The sequence below is a fragment of the Primorskyibacter flagellatus genome (assembly GCF_900176485.1).
Classification (GTDB): domain Bacteria; phylum Pseudomonadota; class Alphaproteobacteria; order Rhodobacterales; family Rhodobacteraceae; genus Primorskyibacter; species Primorskyibacter flagellatus.
The window spans coordinates 100,765-120,481 of the sequence record NZ_FWYD01000008.1 but is presented as its reverse complement, the minus strand read 5'-3'; the positions used below and the strand labels follow the sequence as shown (position 1 = coordinate 120,481).

Sequence of the window (19,717 nt, the reverse complement as noted above, 5' to 3'; positions counted from 1 at the left end):
GGCGTATCGTTCCTTCTGGAAGTTCTGGCAGGCTTTAGCACCCGCCACGATATGCCGCCTTCTCAGACCCCGTCACCCATTTCCCGGCATAGCTCCCAAAACACAAGCAGCCGGGTTAACGCGGCCGCGCGCCGGCGCATCACGGGCCGACCCATGTCAAGTCATAGGTGCCGACGGCAAGGCAGCGTTCGGCTCCTTCCAGCAGCTTGGCGATTTTTGCCGACATGATGATTTCTTGGTCCATGACCTCCTTGATCCGTGTCTCCGACAGGACTTCGGCCGTCAGGACCACCTTCTGTTTCATGGCGCTGCCCGATTTGTCCGCAACCACCGTGTCCCAAGTATTCATCCCGCGCTGTGCCCAGTCCAGTTTCTCGGCGTGTTTCATCAGGGGTTCGGGGTGGAACGGCGTGGCAAATTTCAGGGTCTCGCGCTTTTCATTGCCGAACATGCTGGCCATGGCCTTTTCGATGCCGCTGACAATCTTGGGGGCGCAGCCTTCCGTTTCGTGGTTGACGAGGCTGATTGCCCAGGTGCCGTCCTTGGGCTGGATCGGGCCGTCGTCCACGGCGACGGCAATGCTGGCGCTGCCTTCGCGCACGCCTTCGCCGCCGATATGAACGGTCACGGTATAGGTACCCTTGGCGGGGTAGACATGGCGCCCGATCTGGTCGCCATGTCCGCCCGCGCCGCCGAAATCCCATTTATAGGTCATGTTCGGCACCGATTCGTTCTGATAACCGGCAAGAAATCCGAATTCCTGATCCACCTTTGCCCCATAAAGATGAGTCAGGCGAATATCGCCGCAGCCATCGCCTGGTGTCCCGAAATCAATGCCGAGGTTCTGCATCGCATCCCGGAATGCCGGGACCAGCGCATCGTAATCGGCCAGCGACAGCTTGCCGCCACTGCCCGTGGGATACCGTCCGACGGTCGAGCCGCCGGTAGACGATCTGCGCGCCATCACACGTTTTTCAGGACCGACATCAATATCGGACAGCCGCGCGTTGGCGTAATACTGATGGCGCGTCAGGCCATTAAGGGTTTCGGTGGCGCGCAGGATCTCGAATGTCAGGATCTGCACCGCCTCGAACGTCTCACGCGCCTGTTTGCGGCATTGCGCGGGATGGATGAGGCGCCACGCCTCGTTTGGCATCATATGTCCGTCCGGCCCGATCAGCACATGCACCGATCGCAAATTCCCGGTATGATCATTGCCGAAAACATAGTCCTCCGGCGACAGGCCCAAATCGGCGGGGATGGCGGGCAGGATTTCCATGACGGCCTCCTGCGCCAGCGCGGGATTGATGACGGTTCCGTCGCCCTCCTGCGCCTGCGCCAAGGTTGTCAGAGACGACAGCGCAAGCGCCATGGCAAGTGTCCGGGCCGGTTTGCGGTGTTGCTGTTTCATGGGATGCTCCTGTGATGCTGGCCGGTCGTGAGGACTTTGCGCAGCGCGGGTTCCGCGACGTTGCAGACGGGAGCAAAGACGCCGCCGGTGTGCTCCAGCGGCGGTGGCGGCATGTCCCCCGTTGACGCGCCTTTTGCGGCGATGATCGCATGGGCGCCGCCCCCTTCGCCCCGTCCGTTTGGAGGGGCCGCGCAAATTAAAGCGCATAGCTTGAAAAAGCGCGGCAAAATCCGCTGGTTCGGGGCGCGATTGTATCATCTGTTTTCGGGTGTCTCACGGCGTCCATGCGTAATTGCGTATGGCGCTTTGCGCCAGTCAAAACACGTCTTTCCGCCGGGGCTTGTCGGGCGCGGCCGTGTCCAATAAGAGCAGTTATTGGGCGCAACATGGCATTAATGTGCAACAGCCTAAACAGCCCAATCAACGCCTGATGTTTTCACCAATATCGAGCGTTTTTGGAACGATCAAAGAAGCCTTTTAACGAGCTCCGTGAACGCTTATAATATGACATAGATCAGCCTCTGACACTGAACACCACTTATGGTAGAGCCGAACATGGGACGCTTAATTTATGCGCAAGACTATCTGGATTGGAATTGCGGTTATTACCCTAGGGTTCGGAGCGGTGTCATGTTCAAGTACATCGAACCTCCTAGGCTGTTACAATCCAACTGGTTATTGCGGTGGTAGCAATACTCCGGACCCCGATCGAGTTGGTGGTCCGTCTTGGTTTCTTTGGGATGCTGATGCTGAGGAACGATTGGCATACTATCGTGAAAGCTGTTCGAGGAACGATCAGTTGACGTCTGCACGGGATGTGAAGTCATGTGCGATTAATGACATTAAGTTGGATGCACATCAGTATTGTGTTTTGTACAATTCACCTCCGACAAGGCCTAAGGATGCTGCTGAAGAGGCAGAACGCAATAGTAACTATGATCGCTGTAAACAAGATGTTTTGGCTCAACATGGATGGTGAAGTTTATTCGGGTGAAGGGCGCTCTGGAGCGTTCCAAAAGCCACCGTTTTGAACGCTGACAAAGGTCCGCAGTACGGATAGAAACGTCTTTGTTGATAGGTATGATCTCACTTTATCCACGCGCCGTAAGGTTTTATTTCCAAACAATTTTTTCCATATAAAAATTCTCTATTTGGCGAAAATTCGCGCTTAGAATCTCAAGAAATTGGCCCCGCTGGAATATTAAGGCGCACGGGCAGTATTGGCAGGGCAGGCACAGAATGTTTCATTCCATGGGACGCCTGACGACAAACTGTTTTGTCAGCATTACAGACAGCATGTTTCAAAAACGAAACGGGTTTATGTCGGAATGGGGCTATCTGAATGCTGCCCTTACAATGAGCAACGCGCCAGTGAGCAAAGATGCTCCCAAAGACCCCCATCTTAACATTATCAAAATGCTATGCCTAACCGGGTGGTAGTTTCGGTAATATGCCCATGAATCCGTAAATGGCATACTTTCGACCCAGCTTTGGAAAGCAAAATGCCCATGAACGACCAGACAAACCAAACTTAACACGATGAACAACTTTAGCACTTCCCAGCCTTCCCCATTACGCAATTCTACTGGGTCTACGATTCTATTAAATCCTATTTGTCCAAGCCTCTAATTTCCAGCCCATGGTCTATCAGGGTTTGAATCGGGGCAAGGCTGTCGATTAGAGTATTACGTATCCCAAGAAGTCGCAAATTTACTAAATTGGCCAAGGGCGATAGATCCTGAACTTCGGTGTCAGCGAGGTAAAGTGTTTGCAAAGATGTCAAATCCGCCAGACCGGCAACACTAGAGATCGGCGATTGACTTAGATTCAGATACGTCAAAGAGGCGAGGTTTTTTAGAACCGATGTGTCGGCTAGGTTCGAGTCGGTCAACTGGAGCGTTTCAAGGCCGCTCATGCGTAAAAACGGCGCATAATCATCAAACGCAGCGTCAAATAATACAAGCCTGCGCAGTGCCGGAAACTGGGCGAGCGGTGCAATACTATCGGTGTTCACAGCATCCATAGTGAGAGAGTTAAGGACATTCATATCCGTCAACGCACTTAGATCATTTTTGCCATCGCCGTAGATATTCAGGGACTCTAGCGACGTAAGCGGTGCAAGTACGCCATAATCATCCACCAGATTGGTTGTGACCGTAAGCTCGGTCAACCGCGTCAGTTTCGCCAGCGGTGAAATATCGCGAATATCCGACCCATTGACCGAAAGCTGCGTCAGCGACGACAAATTGCCGATTGTAGAAATATCAGCGTCACCGATGATGTCTATTTCAAGCGATTTAAGTGCGCCCAAACCATTTAGAAACGCGAGATCAAGACTTCGAAGGAACTCGCTCGCGCCATTGCCATGCCAGCCAGTCAATGACAGAAAACGTAACGATTTCAGACTTGATACAGGACTATAATCCATAATGCTCAAGCCGTTCAATGACAGGCTTCGTAGATTACCAAGGCTTGATAGAACGGACAGGTCGGTAACTTGCGAGCGGTTAAGGTTCAGCGTCGTCAGTCGGGGGACCTCTGCGAGCGGGCTGATATCTACAATACCTGTTCCGTAAAGATTGAGGGTCCGAAGTGCGGTTAAGCCCGCCATTGAAGGAAGGTAACTTACATTCGCTTGATACAAGCTCAGCGTCTCTAACTTGCTTAGCTCCGCAAGCGGATCAATATGGGTTATTTTGGTATTGCTCAAATCAAGAAAACTAAGCTCGGGCAGCTTCGCTAGCGTATAAATAGAACGAATTTCTGTGTTGCTGAGATCAAGATACTCAAGCCCGACTTCTGTCGACAGCGCTGAAATCTCGGATAAATCTGGAATATGGTTAAGATAAAGAACGCTACCATCATAATTTGCATTGGCCTCAAGTACCCGCTGGCGCGCGTGGTCCCCATTGGCGCGGCCAACTTCATCTGCCAGCTTCATAATTTCGGGGCTGTAAACTGGTGCAAGAGTACAGGTCTGGTGCAAGACATCCTGATGGACAAAGCCATACCGAATATCGTCCTGTTCCGGGCCACCAATAGCTATCGAATAATAGACGTAGCCTTCGGGTGTATAGGCTGGGTATAGGCTTCTGACACGCAGGCTGTTGGGTAAGGTTGCTACAGTTGGATAGTCTCTTGCACTGGGGCCGCGGCGCAAGTTGGTGAAAGGGGACTGATCGTTGCAAATATACGGGGTATCCCCTCGCTTATAAATGGCGGTTTCAGAAAATGCGGTGCCTGCGGCGAAGAACGTCAAAAACATCTGGAGGCTCACCCACAACTTCAACATTCTCGCCCCCTTAAACTACATTTTCATATCTGTAACTGAACCGACTTTGAATCAAAAGTGATCACAACACTATTTATAACGGAACTGATCTCTGCCGGTCCGTTTTCCTAAAACGACTGTTTGTTGAACAGCTCGCCGAACCGGACAGAGCCGCACTTGCAGCGAAGGGCCAGAAAGTCCGCTCAGCAGACCTTGGTGTTTGGCGCAGCGAGGGTCGGTAACTGCCCCAATCAATGGGCGATCACAGAATAGCCAAGCACCACTCTCGTTCCGCCAGAGGTGCACAATTGTGCCCATTTCCGCGCGCGACAAAGGACGTGGTCGCATGCCATCATGTCCGCGCAGCGACTCGCTGCCGTTCTTTGAAACAGGAATCGGTGAAACGGGCTGGGCATGACGTTGCGGTCGAGGCGTCAGGCGCTTCCCGCAGACAATTTCCCGGCCCCTTTTCACCTGCACGCCCGCGCATGATCGCGCATCACGGCGTAGTCGCTGAGCATCCGGACCACGACCGCGCTCTTTGGCAGGGCGGCCACCTCGGCAGCGGCGCGCGCCTGGTCGGCGGCGCTGTAGGGCACCGCGGGCGGACATGGCGCGCGCGTCAAAACCGCCCGTCGTGCAGGCGCTGAGTGAGAGCATCGCGATCAGCAGGGCGGCGACTGGCGGCCTCGAGCATCTGGCGCTGAATTTCATGTGTCTTCTCCGATGTTTGCAAACGCTCGGCAAGCCGCCCGGCGCGTTCACCGGCGCCGCGCAGGTTCAGCAGGAACAGGGCGATGGTGGTGGTGGCCAAAAGCAGGCCCAGCGCCTTGCGCGCCGGTCCGCTGGCGAGGATCGCGGCGATCCAGCCCATCACCTCTGGCCTCGCTTCCAGTCATCGATCCGGGCATGGATCGCAACGGCGATGCCGATCAGGGCCACGGCGATGAACACCCAGCGCAGGGTGTCGAGGAAGGGCACCAGCGGCAGGATCGCGGATTGGGTCTCATTTAGGACATCCTGTGCGACCTCGACCCCTGCCGCGCCGATGGTCGCCACCCCGGCCGCGCCGCCGCCTTTCAGGGTGCGGCTGTCGGCCAGAACCTCGCGGGCGGGCGGCACCTCGGCCACGAAGGACGTGGGGCGTGCGGGGAACGGCTCGCCCCAGGTCCGTGCGGGCCCGAGATCGATGTGCATGAAGCCGGAGCGGGGATAGGTGCCGAAACCCAGAAAACCCACGTCTCGGGCAGCCTTGGCAAACGTGGCCGGGTCATGGTTCGACATCGCGATATCAAACGCTGTCCCGAGCATGTGCTTTGAGCGCGGCGCTCCGCCCACGGCGCGATTGTGGGCGGGGCTGCGATAGGCCGAGCGCACGATCAGCGGTTTGCCGAGCCGGTTGCGCAGGGTCTGCAGCATGTCCATGGCTTCGGTGTTGATCTTAATCGCACCGGTGCCGCGGCAGGCGATCTCGGCGGGCGAAAAACTGGGCCAGCGCCAGGCGCTGTCGGGCACGTCGCGGAAATGGGCATAGGTCGTGGTTGGCATGTCGGTCTCCAGAAATGCAAAACCCGCCTCTTGGGCGGGGTGGATGGCAGATTCGTTGGTGTTTTCGCCGGTCAGTCGCTGCGGCCGCGCTGGAAGGCCTAGAACATCAGGTTGCGCATGGCGCGGATATCAGTCTCTATCCGCTCCAGCCGGTCGGCATCGCCCTTGCGGTCCTCGGCGCGCTGGCGGTCGACGCGGCCGCGCTCGGCCAGAAGCTCGCGGTCCAGCCGTGACAGCATCGCGTCATTGGTGAACGCCCTGCGCGAAACGGCGGCCAGCAGGGCGATGGTGCCACCGATCAGCGCCGTGATGGCGGCGGTGACGCCGTGATCGCGCAAGGCCGCGCCAACCTCCTGCACGAGGGAATTACGTTCTGTCATGATGATGTCCTTCGATGATCGATCCTCATGCGTCCCTCAGCCGATCTTTGTGCCCCAGAAGGACGTGTGCTCGACCGCGAAATACCCATCCTGCGCGCGGAAAAACCCCTGCAGCTCGACGGTGTCGCCTGCGCTCAGCGGCACCATGGTTTGCAGCCAGATCGCGGTGGCCAGCGAAACATGGGTGGCGGAGCTCTCGCCGAAGGAGCCCCGGATTTCCGTGCTGCCGTTCAGCACGAGCCGCCCGCGCATCCGCGCCGAGGTGCTGGAATTGACCTTGAAGAGCAGCGTTGCGCCGAACAGATGTGTGCCGTCGACCGGAGCGGTGAACCGGTTGGTACCGGCATCAAAACAGCCCTGATCGTTATACTCGGTGTTGTTGAGGGCAATCTTTGTCCAGGTCCCGACGCCAACATAGTTGTCATAGTCGGTATAGGCTTTGAAGCGCGGTAGCTGCGGCCGATCGACAATGCTGAACCGCGCCGGGTTTGCCGGAGGCTCCAACTCATGAGTAGGATGGAGCGTGACAAAGACAACGACAACGACAACGACAACGACAACGACAACGACAACGAACAAGTATTCACCAGAAGTGCGCGAGCGTGCTGTGCGGATGGTGCTGGATGGCGCAGGTCAGCATGACAGTCGCTGGTCTGCGATTGTGTCGATTTCATCGAAGATTGGCTGCGCACCGCAAACACTGAACGAATGGGTCAAGACGGTCGAGATCGATACTGGCCAGCGGTTGCGGGAGTTGGCCAATCAACGCCGCCGGTTTGGTTATCGGCGGCTCTTTGTGCTGTTGCGTCGCGACGGCGCGCCCTCGGGGATCAACCGTATCTACCGGCTGTATCGAGAAGAAGGGCTCCTGGTGCGCAAACGCCGAGCCAGGCGCAAGGCCGTGGGAACCCGTGCCCCGATCCCGGTCGAAGCACGCCCAAACGCCCGGTGGTCATTGGATTTTGTCCATGATCAACTCGCCTGTGGCCGACGGTTTCGCATTCTGAACGTGGTCGATGACGTCACCAGGGAATGCCTCGCGGCAATTCCGGACACATCGATCTCCGGGCACCGTGTCGCGCGGGCGCTGACGGCCTTGATCGATCGGCGCGGAAGGCCGGGCATGATTGTCAGCGATAACGGCACCTAACTGACCAGTAACGCGATCTTAACCTTTGCCACGGACCACAGGATCGAATTGCATTATATCGCGCCTGGAAAGCCTATGCAGAACGGTTTCATCGAGAGTTTCAACGGCCGCATGCGTGATGAACTTCTGAGCGAGACCAGGTTCCGCAACAGGGCGCACGCGCGCGCCGTGATTTGGGCCGGGGCAACCGACTTCAACGAAACACGCCCGCACTCGGCACTTGGTTACCAGACACCCAAGGCATTTGCCGAGCACCTCACCACCGCAACCGACACACGCGCTGCGCCATCTGAAAGCTCCGCGCAGATGTCGGTTGCTCAACCTGCGCCACACGGCGTATCAACTCAAAAGGCTCCGGTTCCGGCTGGATGAAAGTTCAGTGGCAGGGCAGCTCCTGCATTGGCCTGCTGCCGGTTTCGTGGACGCCGAAGGGCAAGCGGCTGCTGCACTGTTGAGCCCGTGTCAGTTTTGCTCCAGATCAACCCGGGCAATTGATCTCGGGAACGGTACATGGCTATCTGCATTGACAGCAGACCAACTGGTTGGTATTTTTAATTTGAGCAAGGAGACGGAAAATGCCCAGTCGGGCTGCAAAACCGAATGCGAAATCGAAGCGGCGACGAAGGCGCGGGGATCATAGTCGGCTTGACCTCCGCCAGTCTCGTCGCCCACACTCAGGCGGTGCTGCAGGGTGCCTTCATACTCGCCAAGGCACCCGCGAAATCGTGCGCGACAGTTTCGATCATCTCAAACGCGACATTGAACTGCTTTTCGCGACAGGAAGCAAAACGGAGCGCTTCTGATGGCTTTCAAATCCAAACCCACCATCACCGCTTTCCAACGCTCGCCCGATGGCGGGCGCGGCCTGGCGCGCGACATGCGTGTGCGTTGGGCGCTGGAGGAGGTCGGTCAGTCCTACAATGTCCGCCCGGTCTCATTCGCGGCGATGAAGGAACCCGCTCATCGGGCGATCCATCCGTTCGGTCAGATCCCAACTTGTGAGGAGGGCGGGCTTGCGCTCTTCGAAACGGGGGCGATCGTGTTCCACATCGCAAGTCGTTGTGAAGGTCTGCTCCCCTCTGAAACCAACGCGCGCGTGCGTGCAATTAACTGGATGTTTGCCGCCCTCAGCAGCGTCGAGCCGGTGATCGTCGAGCGGGAAGTGGTCCTCTATCGCGAACGGGACGAAAGCTGGTTCGAACAGCGCCTCCGCTTGGTCGAGGATCGAATACGCGCAAAGCTGACCGACCTGTCCCGCCGCCTTGGCAATGCCGACTGGCTGGATGGTCAGTTCAGCGCCGGCGATCTGATGACGGTTGATGTGCTGCGCCGGTTGGGTGGTTCTGGATTGCTTGAAGAATTCCCCAATCTCGCCGCGTTCGTTGCGCGTGCCGAAGCGCGGCCCGCCTTCAAGCGTGCGTTCGAGGCGCAGCACGCCTTTTTCAACGCCGGGGCCAAGGTTTGAGCGACGGCAGAGCTTGACAGAAACACTTCGACAACAGGGGAGAACGCAGAAATGGAACCGACAATCTATCTTTTCTTCAAGGGCAACTGCCTTAAGGCGATGAACCATTACGCCGAAGTTCTCGGGGGCAAGATCAGCGGCGTGTTCCGGAACGACGATGCGCCGGACCCGGAAAGCCGCATGCCGGGCGGCGATGACATGATCATGAACATGGCCATGTCGCTGGGCAGTGCGTTCGTCATGGCCTCCGACAATACCGAAGAGATGTATGAGAAGCCGCAGGGCTTTCGCATTTCGATCGCGCCGACGTCTCGCGAGGACTTCGACCGCATCTATGGCGCGCTGGCGCAGGATGCGGAGAGCGTCGAAATGGCACCGGACGAGACTTTCTGGGCCGAACGCTTCGCCATGTTCACCGACAGATACGGCACGCCGTGGATGCTCAACTACGAAGGCAACAAGGCATCCGCCTGAACGAAAATCCGCTTCAGGAAAGGAGGCACAATCATGTTTCGTGCTGTTCTAGTCACTGCGGCACTCGCAGTAGCATGTCCGGCATTGGCAGACAGCAAGCCGATAGGTGACCGCGTCGATGTCAACGGCATGCAGATGTACTACGAGGTTTCCGGGACCGGCGATCCGCTGATCGTCCTGCACGGTGCCTATATGAATATCCCGTCGATGGGCGAAATCATCCCGATGCTGGCAGAGTCGCATCAGGTCTATGCGCTGGAATTCCAGGGGCACGGCCGCACGACCGACATCGACCGGCCGATCACCTATCCGAACCTTGCAGGCGATGTGGCCGCCTTCATGGATGCGGTCGGAATCGAGACGGCCGATGTGTTCGGTTATTCGATGGGGGCCGCTGCCGGGCTCCGGCTGGCGCTCGATTATCCCGAAAAGGTTGATCAACTCGTCGCGGCCTCCGTCGCCTACGATTTCGACGGCTGGCAGCCCGCGTTCAAGGACTTCGTCCCGCAGATGAGTGTCGAGATGTTCCTGGAGATGCCGTTCGCCGCGGAGTACCGCGAGTTGGCCGCCGATCCCGACGGGTTTCCGGCTCTCGTCGAAAAGCTGATCGCGCTCGAACATGAGCCGATGGCCTGGGGCGAGGCGGTGGAGGTGATGGAAACACCGGTGCTGGTCATCACCGGCGATGCCGACGTCGCGACTCTGGAACACACGGTCTCGATGTTCCGCCTGCTTGGTGGCGGCGGCATGGGCGACATGGGCCAGCCGCTGCCGGAGTCCCGCCTCGCGGTGATGCCGGCGACGTCCCACACTGCGGTCATCAACCAGCCCGAGCTTCTGCACGCGTTCATCGAACCCTTCCTTCAGGGCGAGGCACCGAAGGGATTCTTTGAATAGCGCGGTACCAGACCCTCTGCGGGCGCAAGCCTTGGATCACTCAACACTGAGAGGAGAACCAAATGACCGATCTCTTCACCTGCCTGTGGTACGATCACGGCGAAGCCAAGAAAGCGGCCGAATTCTACGCCGCGACATTTCCCGACAGCCACGTCGACCGGGTGAATACCGCAGCCTCCGACTATCCCGGCGGAAAGCAGGGCGATGAACTGACCGTCGAATTCACTGTTCTCGGGCGCAAATTCGTCGGCCTGAACGGCGGTCCGACCTTCACTCCGAACGAGGCCGTCAGCTTTATGGTCGTCACCGAGAACCAGGAAGAGACCGATCGCTACTGGAACGCGATTGTCAGCAATGGTGGACAGGAAAGCGCCTGCGGCTGGTGCAAGGATCGCTGGGGGCACTCGTGGCAGATCACGCCGCAACTGTTGCTCGACCTGACGACAGGGGCCGACCGCGACCAGGCCAGGCGTGCCTTCGAGGCGATGCTGACCATGCACAAGATCGACACAGCCGCGCTGGAAGCGACGGCAAAAGGAGAATGACCTGATGGCAAAGCATTACAAGGGCGGCTGCCAATGCGGGGCCGTGTCCTTCGATGTCGACCTGGACCTCGATCAGTCGATCACCTGCAACTGTTCGCGCTGCCAGCCGCTCGGCGTCGTCTTGGCCTTTGCACCGCGAGATAGCTTCGTCCTGCACTCCGGCGCGGAGAACCTGACCGAGTACCGCTTTAACAAGCACGAGATCGCGAATCTCTTCTGCAAGACCTGCGGCATCCAGAGCTTCTCCTATGGCCATATGCCGGACGGAACCAAGATTGCCGCAATCAACGTGAACGCGCTCGAAGGGATTGATCCGCGGGAACTGTCCCCGACCCATGTCGACGGGCGTTCGATGTAAAGGAAACCCGAACCGGAGGTCCAAATGTCATATATAGATGGCTTCGTTATCGCGGTACCGACCGCGAACAAGCAAAAATTCATCGACCACGCCAAGCTGGGAGACAGCGTGTTCATCGACCTCGGTGCAACTCGCGTGGTCGAATGCTGGGGCGACGATGTGCAAGTCGGAAAGGTCACGGATTTCGGAAAGGCGGTTCAGGCGAAAGAGGACGAAACGGTCGTCTTTTCCTGGATCGAATGGCCCGACAAGGAAACCCGTGATGCGGCGATGAAGACGATGTTTGACTGGATGGAACATCCGGAAAAGGCCGATCCACGCATGGATCCCGAAAAGAACCCGATGCCGTTCGACGGCAAACGGCTGATCTATGGCGGCTTCGAACCAGTGGTCGAAGTCTGAAAATGCCGAAACGGCTATCTTGCGCGTAATCGACACTGCGCCGGTGTGTGACCAGCCTTTGGATGGGCATCGCTGACTGCTGATGAGTAGAACGCTGCCGTTTCCCGCCAGCGGTGAATTTTGAAACACAACCAAGGACGAAGGAAAAGAGTATGAGCACCCAGAAGGTCACGATCGAGGCCACGATCGACGCACCCGTCGAACGTGTCTGGAAAAACTACACGACGCCGGCCGACATTACGCAATGGAACTTCGCTTCCGATGATTGGTGTTGCCCGAGCGCCGAAGCCGATCTGAAGGTCGGCGGCGCCTACAAGGCGCGGATGGAAGCCAAGGACGGTAGTTTCGGCTTCGATCTCGAGGCTGTCTATGAGGAGATCGAGCCTCATGAAGCGCTGACGATGGCCATGAGCGATGGGCGCAAGGCCCGAACGACATTCGAGTCCGCTGGCGGGAAGACGACGGTCACCACCACTTTCGACGCGGAAGACCAGAACTCGATCGACATGCAGCGCGATGGCTGGCAGGCGATCCTGTACAACTTCAAACGCCATGTTGAAGCAAATCCAGTCGACGACTGAGGTGCGCGGCAAGTCGATTTGTGCCACTATGACGGCTGAGTACCTCCACCATTGAGCCATGCAACGCGCAGCGCAGGAAGTGGTACCATCGGCTTGATCGTCGCGAGCCCGACCTGGGTCCATCCCTTGGCACCCCATTTGTTGGGGACGGGCAAAAACGTATCAGGAAGGCGATCGCACCAATGTTCTTGCTCTGATGGTGTGAGATAAAGGTTTTCCGTGTCGCCATCCGATACGAAGGACGCAAAGATACGGTGCGGCTTGAAGGCCCGTCTGTCAAAATGAGCCACCTTAGCCGCGCAACTCAGCAATCCGATCCAGTTCGCGGGCCACCGTCTCGCCTGAAAAAACCACGCGAGTGCTTTTCAGTATGAGGAGAGCCATCGTGCGCTGGCAGTCTGATTCTTCAAATAGAAATCGAAGCTATTTATCAAGATCGGCTGATCCAAGGACATGTTGGCAAAAAGCGCACCCAAAGTTGGATGGACGTGATGTCTATGAAGCCAAGGAAGCTTTCGGCGGCCTTATCGTAGCGGGTGGCGGCCCGGCGGGCGTTCTTCAACTTGTTGCAGCACCGCCCGATGAGATTGCGCAAGGGAGACAGCAAATGATCCAAGCCGACGTGCAGCCTGCGTGATTTGCGCATGGGAATTTGGGTGCGCAGGTCCCGCGCCTGCATCGTTTTCCGAATGCGGTCAGCATATTAACCTCTGTCTGCCAACAGGACGCTTGGCTCTGGCAGGTTGTCGGCCATGACCAGATCGAACCCAAGGTAATCGGACGTCTGGCCTGGCGTGATCTCGGTTCTCATTGACAGCCTGGATGACGCTTTCAAATAATGTCCATTCCTCGTCCGACATCTGGTCTCGTGCCAAGTTGGTCTCCATTGCAGATACCAGCTTGACTCACGATCGGTGCCCGGTGGGAATTTCTTGTGTAAAAACGGCCTAGGGCTGTCAGCTCTTGGCGGCCGGTTCGTTCTCGGGATGGTCGAAGCTTGCCCAGGGGCGCGATGTGCCGGTGGGGGGAAGGGTGTCGGGCGTTTCGTTTCGGTGGATATGGGTCTTGGCGATGAAATGTCCGGTCACGGGGGCGGTCAGGAACAGGAACACCGTGATCATCAGCTCATGGAAGGACAGATGCCCCTCGACCAGTCCGAAATAGAGCATGGAGGCAATCAGCGCGCCGCCGACGCCCAGCGTGGTCGCCTTGGTGGGCGCGTGCAGGCGCATCATCGGGTCTGGTAGTTTGATCAGGCCGAAAGACCCGACAATGCCAAAGATACCGCTGATCACCAGCCCGACGGAGATGAGAATTTCTACGATCATGTCCAGCCTCACTCGATAATGTCGCCACGCAGCATGAAGCGCGTGTAGGAAACGGTGGAAACAAAGCCGGTCATTGCGATGATTAGAGCGGCCTCGAAATACATCGTCGTGCTTTGATGGATGCCAAACAGGGTCAACAGGGCGATGGCATTGATCACCAGCGTATCCAATGCCAAGATCCGGTCGCCGACGCCGGGGGCGATGACGATGCGGTAGATGTTCATCAACAGCGCCGCACCATAGCAGGCCAGCGCGAAAAGCAGGGCATATTCGATCATTCGAAAATCTCCTTCAGGCGGCGTTCGTAACGGTCCTTGATCTGGTCCCGCACGGCGTCGGGGTCGGGTGCATCAAGGCAATGGACCAGCAAAGCCCCGCCATCACCGGACAGATCGCTGGATACGGTGCCCGGTGTCAGGGTGATCGTGCCGGCCAGGACGGTGATCGCTTCGGGTGTGCGCAATTCCAGCGGGATGGTGATCCAGGCGGGGTGGGTGTTGGCGTTGGATTTGAACAGGATGATATAGGCGACCTCGATATTGGCGACGATGATGTCCCAGATCACGATGCAGACATATGCCACGATCCCGACAGGGTTGCGCAGCCGGGCGCGGTTCGGCCAATACGCGGCAGTCACGAAAGGAATTGTCAGGCCAAGGATCAGCCCCAGCAACAGATTGCCCGGTGTCAGCTTGTTGACCAGCATCTGCCAGACCACGATCAGGGTCAGCGTCAACAGCGGGTGGGGCAGGAGTTTGCGCAACATGGGCTAGTGCTCCTTTTCAGCGGCAGGGGTGTCGGTCACGCCATGTCCATCCGTGTCGCCATAGGCGTCAGCCCCGTGGCCCTTGTCGCCCTTGTCGCCGCCGATCCGGTCCGGTCCTGTCAGCACCGCCGAGATATAGCCTTGCCGTTCGTAAAGCTGCGCGGAAGTGGCGTTCAGATAGCCCATCACCGGTCCGGCAAAAACGGTCAACAGGATGATGCCGGCAAGCAAGGAGAAGGCTGCGGTAAAGGCAAGACCCTGCTTCGGCGCGGGGGGTGTCTCTACAGGGGCATTTTCGTCGGAAGGTTCTTCGTCCGCAGGGCGGGTCTTCCAGAATACGGCGCTGCCGCCCTGCCCAAAGCCCACGATGGCCACCAAAGACGTGATCAGGATCACGGCCCAGATTGCGGCAGCGCCCGGCAGCGGCCAGACAGCTTTCAGGATCAGCAGTTTGCCGACAAAGCCAGACAGGGGCGGCATGCCAACCATGGCGATGGCCGCAGCAAAAAAGAGCGCCGCGATCAGCCCTTGCTGGTGAAAAGCGGGCAGCGTGGCGTAGCCGTCGGAACTGCCCTGACGCCGCTCTCGTACCATGTCCACGGTCAGGAACAGCAACGCGGTCGCCAGTGTCGAATGCAGGATGTAATACAACGTCGCCGAGGTGGTTTCGGGCGTGAAGGAGGACATGGCCACAAAGACAGTGCCCATCGACGCGATCACCGAAAACGCCGCCAGCCGTCCCAGCCTGTTGGTTCCCAGAACGCCGATCATGCCGATGATGATGGTGATCAGGGCCGCGCCCATCAGCAGCGGTGTCACAACATCCGCCGTCGCCCGCAGGTCCGGCCCGAAGATCAGCGTATAGACCCGAAGGATCGAATAGGCGCCGACCTTGGTCATCACCGCAAAAAGCGCGGTCACCGGGGCAGGGGCCTCGGCATAGGTTTCGGGCAGCCAGAAATGCAGGGGCAGAAGCGCGGCTTTGATCGCGAAGACGGTCAGCAGAAGCACCGCCCCGATGCGGATCAGCGCAATGTCGGATTCAGGGATCTCGGCGACACGCACGGCCAGATCGGCCATGTTGAGCGTGCCGGTGGTGGCGTAGATCGTGCCCAAGGCGAATAGAAACAGGGTAGAGCCCAGCAGGTTGAACACCACATATTGCAGCCCCGCGCGCAGACGCCGGGTGCCGCCGGCATGGATCATCAGACCGTATGAGGCAATCAGGAGGATCTCGAAAAACACGAACAGGTTGAAGATGTCGCCGGTCAGAAAGGCCCCCATGATGCCCATGACCTGAAACTGCATGAGCGCATGGAAATGGTTGCCGCGCCGGTCCCAGTCCGTGCCCGTGGCATATAGCGTGACCACAAGCGCCAGCACCGCCGTCAACAGCACCATCATGGCCGACAGACGGTCCAGCACCAGAACGATTCCGAAAGGGGCGGGCCAGTTGCCAAGGTCGTAGACCTCTATCGTGCCGCCCGAGGACTGGACCGCCAGCCCGGCAGCGATGGCGATCAGGGCAGTCAGACCGGCAATGCTGAAGATGCGTTGCAGCAGCACATGGTGGCGCATCGACATCACGATAACGGCTGCCAGAACCGCCGGCAGCACGATGGGGGCAATGATCCAATGGGTCATTCGATGGCTCCCGGCTCTGCTTCGGGGACGGGATCGGGGTCGTCCATGTCAATCTCGTCGGTGCGCGAGGACAGGTAGGCGCCAAGCGCCAGCATCACCACCACCGCCGACATCCCGAAAGAGATCACGATGGCGGTCAGAACCAGCGCCTGCGGCAGCGGATCGGTATAGCCCGTCGCGTCATCGGTCAGGATCGGCGGCATGTTCACCACCAGCCTGCCGGACGAGAACAGGAACAGGTTCACCGCGTAGGACAGCAGCGATACACCCAGGATCACCGGAAAGCTGCGCAGCCGCAGCACAAGATACATGCCCCCGGCGGTCAGAACGCCGATTGCACTGGCCATGAGAAGCTCCATCTCAGGTCTCCTTTCCGTCGGCGGGCGGGTTTTCGCGGCCCGGATTCACATCCATCGGGAAGATGTTAACCTGTTCGCCGGTACGGCGCGACATGCTCGACAGGCTGTGCAGGGCCAGCATGACGGCCCCCACGACGGTCAGGAACACACCGGTGTCAAAAGCCATGGCGGTCGCCCATTCGAACTCCTCTATCGGGGGGATGTGAATATAGCCGTAGGACGAGCTGAGGAACTGCCGACCTGCCAGCCAGGAGCCCATGCCGGTCAGCGCGGCGAGCATCACACCGGCCGCAATCACGGCATGGTAATGAAAGCGCTGGCGCTCTTCGGCCCAGGCGAAACCGGATGCCATATACTGCATCAGCAGCGCGATGGCGACGATCAGGCCCGCGATGAACCCGCCGCCGGGCGCGTTGTGGCCCCGCAGGAAGATATAGGCACCGACCATGATCGCAATCGGCATGATCATCCGGGTGATGACCACCATCATCAGCGGGTGGCGGTCGCCTGCCTCGTCTTCGTCAGGGCCCCAGTTGACCAGCCAGCGACCACCGGGACCACGCAGCACGCCCATCGTCAGGGCGTAGATCACCAGCGCGGCGATGCCCAGGACGATGATCTCGCCGAAAGTATCGAAACCACGGAAATCCACCAGGATCACGTTGACCACATTGGTGCCGCCGCCGCCCTTGTAGGAATTGGCAAGATGATAGGCAGAGATACTCTCTGCCGCGAAATCACGCATCAGGATGGCGTAGGTCAGAACCGACACTGCCAGCCCGGTGCCGCCCGCGATCACCGCGTCACGGACACGGCGGGGCGCGCCGCTTTCGACAGGCGTGCGCCGGGGCAGAAAGTTCAATGCCAGCAGCAGCAGAATGATCGTGACGATCTCGACAGAGATCTGCGTCAGGGCAAGATCCGGCGCCGAGAAGTAGACAAAGGCCATCGACACGGCCAGACCGATCACACCCAGCAGGACCAGCGCCAGGATGCGGTTGCGGTGGAACGCGATGATACATCCGGTGGAAATCACCAAAAGCACCCAGCCAATCGCCATGATCGGATTGATCGGCAGCGCGTCGCGGGTTGTCGGCCCAATCGGGCTTTCGACCCAGGCGAAGACACCGGCTGCGGTGATGGCGGCGGCGAAGATCGCCCCGTAGCGGGTGATCGACCCGTTATGCAGCGTGTCGGTCAACCAATGCGAAGACCGTGTCGCCGCACGCGTGATGGCGTCGAAGATCACTTTCGCCTCGGGGCGCGCGGCGGCATTCCAGCCGCGTGCCAGACGGCGGTGCTGCGACAGCAGCACCGCCCCGGCTGCGACCGCGATCACCGACATCCAGAAGGCCGGAACCAGCCCATGCCAATGCGCGATATGCGCGTGCGGATGACCACCGGTCACCGCCGCCGCCGTCACATCGACCAGCGGACCGGCGATCAGGTTCGGCATCAGACCGATCAGGACGACCAGAACCACCAGCAGGGCAGGAGCCGCCCACATGCCGAAGCCCGGATCATGCGGCTTCGCGGGATAGTCGTCGCGTTTGGGACCAAGGAAGACATGCACGATCAACCGCAGCGAATAGGCGACCGAGAATACCGCCCCGAATGTCGCAAGTGCGGGCAGGATCCACGGGTTGTTCAGCCAAGCAGTATGTGACGCCTCCTCCAGCATCATTTCCTTGGACAAAAAGCCGTTGAGCGGCGGGATGCCGGCCATCGACAGCGCCGCGATGGTCACGATGACAAAGGTCACAGGCATCAGATGCCGCAGCCCGCCCAGACGCTTGATGTCGCGCGTATGCGCCTCGTGATCGACGATGCCCGCGCACATGAACAGCGATGCCTTGAACGTGGCATGGTTGATGATGTGGAAAACGGCAACCAGTGCCGCAGCCTCTGTCCCGAAGCCCAGAAGCATCGTGATCAGGCCCAGATGCGACACGGTCGAGAACGCCAGCAGCGCCTTGAGATCATCCTTGAACAGCGCGATCACCGCGCCCAGCACCATGGTGATCAGGCCGGTGGTGGCGACGATATAGAACCATTCCGGCGTGCCCGACAGAACCGGCCACATCCGCGCCATCAGGAACAGGCCCGCCTTCACCATCGTGGCGGAATGCAGATAGGCCGAAACGGGCGTCGGTGCGGCCATCGCATGCGGCAGCCAGAAATGGAACGGGAACTGCGCGGATTTGGTGAAACAGCCGATCAGGATCAGGATCAGCGCGGGCAGGTAGTAGGGGCTGGCCTGGATCAGCTCCTTGTTTTGCAGGATCACCGACAGATCGAAGCTGCCGACGATCTGGCCCAGGATCAGCATGCCTGCAATCATCGCCAGCCCGCCAAGCCCGGTGACTGTCAATGCCATGCGCGCGCCCTGACGGCCCTCGGGCAGATGCTTCCAATAGCCGATCAGCAGGAAGGACGACAGCGAGGTCAGTTCCCAGAAAACCAGCAAAAGCAGTATGTTGTCGGACAGAACAATGCCGACCATCGCGCCCTGAAACAGCAGCAGATAAGTGTAGAACTGCCCCATCGGATCTTCGCGCGACAGGTAGAAACGGGCGTAGAGGATGATCAGCATCCCGATGCCAAGGATCAACCCGGCAAACAGCAGGCCCAACCCGTCGAGCATGAAATTGACGTTCAGCCCCAGCATCGGCAGCCATTCGAGCTGGAATTGCAGAACCTCGCCGCGCATCACCGCAGGGGCTGACAGCATCAGCAGGACGAAGGCAAGCGCGCTGGCCATGAATGTGTAGGTGGCACAGGCCGTGCGTCCTGCATGGATCATCACGCCCGGTATCAGGGCTCCGACAAATGGCAAGGCGGCAATGATGGGAAGATAAATGCCGCCGGTGTCCATTCAGCCTGTCCTTTCAGTCGTCGTTTCGTCTTTCCCGAAGCTTACCTGCCCGCTTTCATACCGCGGCCGGTTCGATTCTGGCCCGGATGTTTCCGGGAAATTTCATGGCAACCTCTGCTGCCCGGTCTGGGTCGAGGTCCGCTGCGCGCCCCTCTATGTGTTCTGTGCCAGCGTCGCCGCATCTCGGGCGCTTTTGGCCTAGGTGTGGCGAACCATAGCGGTTACCCGCTCTTGTGGCCCAAGCGCCGTTTCCGCGCCGCGTC

The 19,717-nt window shown here is 58.9% G+C and carries 19 protein-coding genes and 2 pseudogenes; 8 read left to right on the top strand and 13 right to left on the bottom strand.

The genetic code is table 11. From position 1 onward, the window contains the following. Positions 1–139: 139 nt before the first annotated feature. The 6 genes from B8991_RS12270 to B8991_RS21725 form a co-directional block, all read right to left on the bottom strand. Entirely contained in the window at positions 140–1,411 is a 1,272-nt protein-coding gene (locus B8991_RS12270) for a PKD domain-containing protein (protein ID WP_084353279.1), read from the bottom strand. A gap of 1,609 nt (positions 1,412–3,020) precedes the next feature. After that, on the bottom strand, positions 3,021–4,703 hold the full coding sequence (locus B8991_RS12265) for a leucine-rich repeat domain-containing protein (RefSeq protein WP_084353278.1): 1,683 nt from the start codon (positions 4,701–4,703) through the stop codon (positions 3,021–3,023). Between the two features lie 601 nt (positions 4,704–5,304). Continuing rightward, positions 5,305–5,556 carry a hypothetical protein gene (locus B8991_RS12255; RefSeq protein WP_084353277.1) on the bottom strand — a complete coding sequence of 84 codons (252 nt, stop codon included), beginning with the start codon at positions 5,554–5,556 and terminating at the stop codon, positions 5,305–5,307. Next, positions 5,556–6,230 carry a YcbK family protein gene (locus tag B8991_RS12250; RefSeq protein ID WP_084353276.1) on the bottom strand — a complete coding sequence of 225 codons (675 nt, stop codon included), beginning with the start codon at positions 6,228–6,230 and terminating at the stop codon, positions 5,556–5,558. The genes B8991_RS12255 and B8991_RS12250 overlap by 1 nt, the downstream gene beginning before the upstream one ends. A gap of 98 nt (positions 6,231–6,328) precedes the next feature. Beyond that, positions 6,329–6,610 carry a hypothetical protein gene (locus B8991_RS12245; RefSeq protein WP_084353275.1) on the bottom strand — a complete coding sequence of 94 codons (282 nt, stop codon included), beginning with the start codon at positions 6,608–6,610 and terminating at the stop codon, positions 6,329–6,331. Between the two features lie 36 nt (positions 6,611–6,646). Continuing rightward, positions 6,647–7,189: a complement C1q domain-containing protein gene (locus B8991_RS21725; RefSeq protein ID WP_235866617.1), complete on the bottom strand. Its 543-nt coding sequence runs from the start codon at positions 7,187–7,189 to the stop codon at positions 6,647–6,649. A gap of 160 nt (positions 7,190–7,349) precedes the next feature. Between B8991_RS21725 and B8991_RS12235 the strand changes: the two are divergent. The 8 genes and pseudogenes from B8991_RS12235 to B8991_RS12200 form a co-directional block, all read left to right on the top strand. Beyond that, positions 7,350–8,132 (top strand): annotated as a pseudogene (locus B8991_RS12235) (IS3 family transposase); the annotation flags it as partial. 430 nt (positions 8,133–8,562) lie between these two features. After that, positions 8,563–9,225, top strand: a complete 663-nt coding sequence (locus B8991_RS12230) for a glutathione S-transferase family protein (RefSeq protein WP_084353274.1) — start codon at positions 8,563–8,565, stop codon at positions 9,223–9,225. Positions 9,226–9,276: 51 nt separating this feature from the next. Then, entirely contained in the window at positions 9,277–9,699 is a 423-nt protein-coding gene (locus B8991_RS12225; RefSeq protein WP_084353273.1) for a VOC family protein, read from the top strand. Positions 9,700–9,783: 84 nt separating this feature from the next. Then, positions 9,784–10,596 carry an alpha/beta fold hydrolase gene (locus tag B8991_RS12220; protein WP_218673223.1) on the top strand — a complete coding sequence of 271 codons (813 nt, stop codon included), beginning with the start codon at positions 9,784–9,786 and terminating at the stop codon, positions 10,594–10,596. A 62-nt stretch (positions 10,597–10,658) separates the two neighbouring features. After that, positions 10,659–11,141, top strand: coding sequence for a VOC family protein (locus B8991_RS12215; RefSeq protein WP_084353271.1), 483 nt, complete (start codon positions 10,659–10,661; stop codon positions 11,139–11,141). 4 nt (positions 11,142–11,145) lie between these two features. Then, positions 11,146–11,499, top strand: coding sequence for a GFA family protein (locus tag B8991_RS12210; RefSeq protein ID WP_084353270.1), 354 nt, complete (start codon positions 11,146–11,148; stop codon positions 11,497–11,499). 24 nt (positions 11,500–11,523) lie between these two features. Then, a complete protein-coding gene (locus B8991_RS12205) occupies positions 11,524–11,901 on the top strand; it encodes a DUF1428 domain-containing protein (RefSeq protein WP_084353269.1) in 378 nt (125 codons plus the stop codon). A 152-nt stretch (positions 11,902–12,053) separates the two neighbouring features. Continuing rightward, entirely contained in the window at positions 12,054–12,482 is a 429-nt protein-coding gene (locus B8991_RS12200) for an SRPBCC family protein (protein ID WP_084353268.1), read from the top strand. Between the two features lie 430 nt (positions 12,483–12,912). On the opposite strand, the pseudogene B8991_RS12195 reads toward B8991_RS12200, so the two are convergent. From B8991_RS12195 to B8991_RS12165, 7 genes and pseudogenes are all read right to left on the bottom strand, one after another. Beyond that, positions 12,913–13,299, bottom strand: a pseudogene (locus B8991_RS12195) (transposase family protein); the annotation flags it as partial. Positions 13,300–13,438: 139 nt separating this feature from the next. Beyond that, positions 13,439–13,810, bottom strand: a complete 372-nt coding sequence (locus B8991_RS12190) for a Na+/H+ antiporter subunit G (RefSeq protein ID WP_179141482.1) — start codon at positions 13,808–13,810, stop codon at positions 13,439–13,441. An 8-nt stretch (positions 13,811–13,818) separates the two neighbouring features. Continuing rightward, positions 13,819–14,088, bottom strand: coding sequence for a K+/H+ antiporter subunit F (locus tag B8991_RS12185; protein WP_084353267.1), 270 nt, complete (start codon positions 14,086–14,088; stop codon positions 13,819–13,821). Beyond that, positions 14,085–14,576 carry a Na+/H+ antiporter subunit E gene (locus B8991_RS12180; protein WP_084353266.1) on the bottom strand — a complete coding sequence of 164 codons (492 nt, stop codon included), beginning with the start codon at positions 14,574–14,576 and terminating at the stop codon, positions 14,085–14,087. Before B8991_RS12180 ends, B8991_RS12185 begins: the two co-directional genes overlap by 4 nt. 3 nt (positions 14,577–14,579) lie before the next feature. Further along, the gene (locus tag B8991_RS12175; protein ID WP_084353265.1) at positions 14,580–16,220 is read right to left on the bottom strand and encodes a monovalent cation/H+ antiporter subunit D; all 1,641 of its coding nucleotides are present in this window, start codon (positions 16,218–16,220) and stop codon (positions 14,580–14,582) included. Beyond that, on the bottom strand, positions 16,217–16,579 hold the full coding sequence (locus B8991_RS12170) for a Na+/H+ antiporter subunit C (protein ID WP_084353264.1): 363 nt from the start codon (positions 16,577–16,579) through the stop codon (positions 16,217–16,219). Before B8991_RS12170 ends, B8991_RS12175 begins: the two co-directional genes overlap by 4 nt. 1 nt (position 16,580) lies before the next feature. Beyond that, on the bottom strand, positions 16,581–19,439 hold the full coding sequence (locus tag B8991_RS12165; RefSeq protein ID WP_084353287.1) for a monovalent cation/H+ antiporter subunit A: 2,859 nt from the start codon (positions 19,437–19,439) through the stop codon (positions 16,581–16,583). Between the last annotated feature and the right edge of the window lie 278 nt (positions 19,440–19,717).

Coding starts and splice junctions, on each gene's coding strand:
- B8991_RS12270 (WP_084353279.1), bottom strand. CDS start 1,411: ATGAAACAGCAACACCGCAAACCGGCCCGGACACTTGCCATGGCGCTT.
- B8991_RS12265 (WP_084353278.1), bottom strand. CDS start 4,703: ATGTTGAAGTTGTGGGTGAGCCTCCAGATGTTTTTGACGTTCTTCGCC.
- B8991_RS12255 (WP_084353277.1), bottom strand. CDS start 5,556: ATGGGCTGGATCGCCGCGATCCTCGCCAGCGGACCGGCGCGCAAGGCG.
- B8991_RS12250 (WP_084353276.1), bottom strand. CDS start 6,230: ATGCCAACCACGACCTATGCCCATTTCCGCGACGTGCCCGACAGCGCC.
- B8991_RS12245 (WP_084353275.1), bottom strand. CDS start 6,610: ATGACAGAACGTAATTCCCTCGTGCAGGAGGTTGGCGCGGCCTTGCGC.
- B8991_RS12230 (WP_084353274.1), top strand. CDS start 8,563: ATGGCTTTCAAATCCAAACCCACCATCACCGCTTTCCAACGCTCGCCC.
- B8991_RS12225 (WP_084353273.1), top strand. CDS start 9,277: ATGGAACCGACAATCTATCTTTTCTTCAAGGGCAACTGCCTTAAGGCG.
- B8991_RS12215 (WP_084353271.1), top strand. CDS start 10,659: ATGACCGATCTCTTCACCTGCCTGTGGTACGATCACGGCGAAGCCAAG.
- B8991_RS12210 (WP_084353270.1), top strand. CDS start 11,146: ATGGCAAAGCATTACAAGGGCGGCTGCCAATGCGGGGCCGTGTCCTTC.
- B8991_RS12205 (WP_084353269.1), top strand. CDS start 11,524: ATGTCATATATAGATGGCTTCGTTATCGCGGTACCGACCGCGAACAAG.
- B8991_RS12200 (WP_084353268.1), top strand. CDS start 12,054: ATGAGCACCCAGAAGGTCACGATCGAGGCCACGATCGACGCACCCGTC.
- B8991_RS12190 (WP_179141482.1), bottom strand. CDS start 13,810: ATGATCGTAGAAATTCTCATCTCCGTCGGGCTGGTGATCAGCGGTATC.
- B8991_RS12185 (WP_084353267.1), bottom strand. CDS start 14,088: ATGATCGAATATGCCCTGCTTTTCGCGCTGGCCTGCTATGGTGCGGCG.
- B8991_RS12180 (WP_084353266.1), bottom strand. CDS start 14,576: ATGTTGCGCAAACTCCTGCCCCACCCGCTGTTGACGCTGACCCTGATC.
- B8991_RS12175 (WP_084353265.1), bottom strand. CDS start 16,220: ATGACCCATTGGATCATTGCCCCCATCGTGCTGCCGGCGGTTCTGGCA.
- B8991_RS12170 (WP_084353264.1), bottom strand. CDS start 16,579: ATGGAGCTTCTCATGGCCAGTGCAATCGGCGTTCTGACCGCCGGGGGC.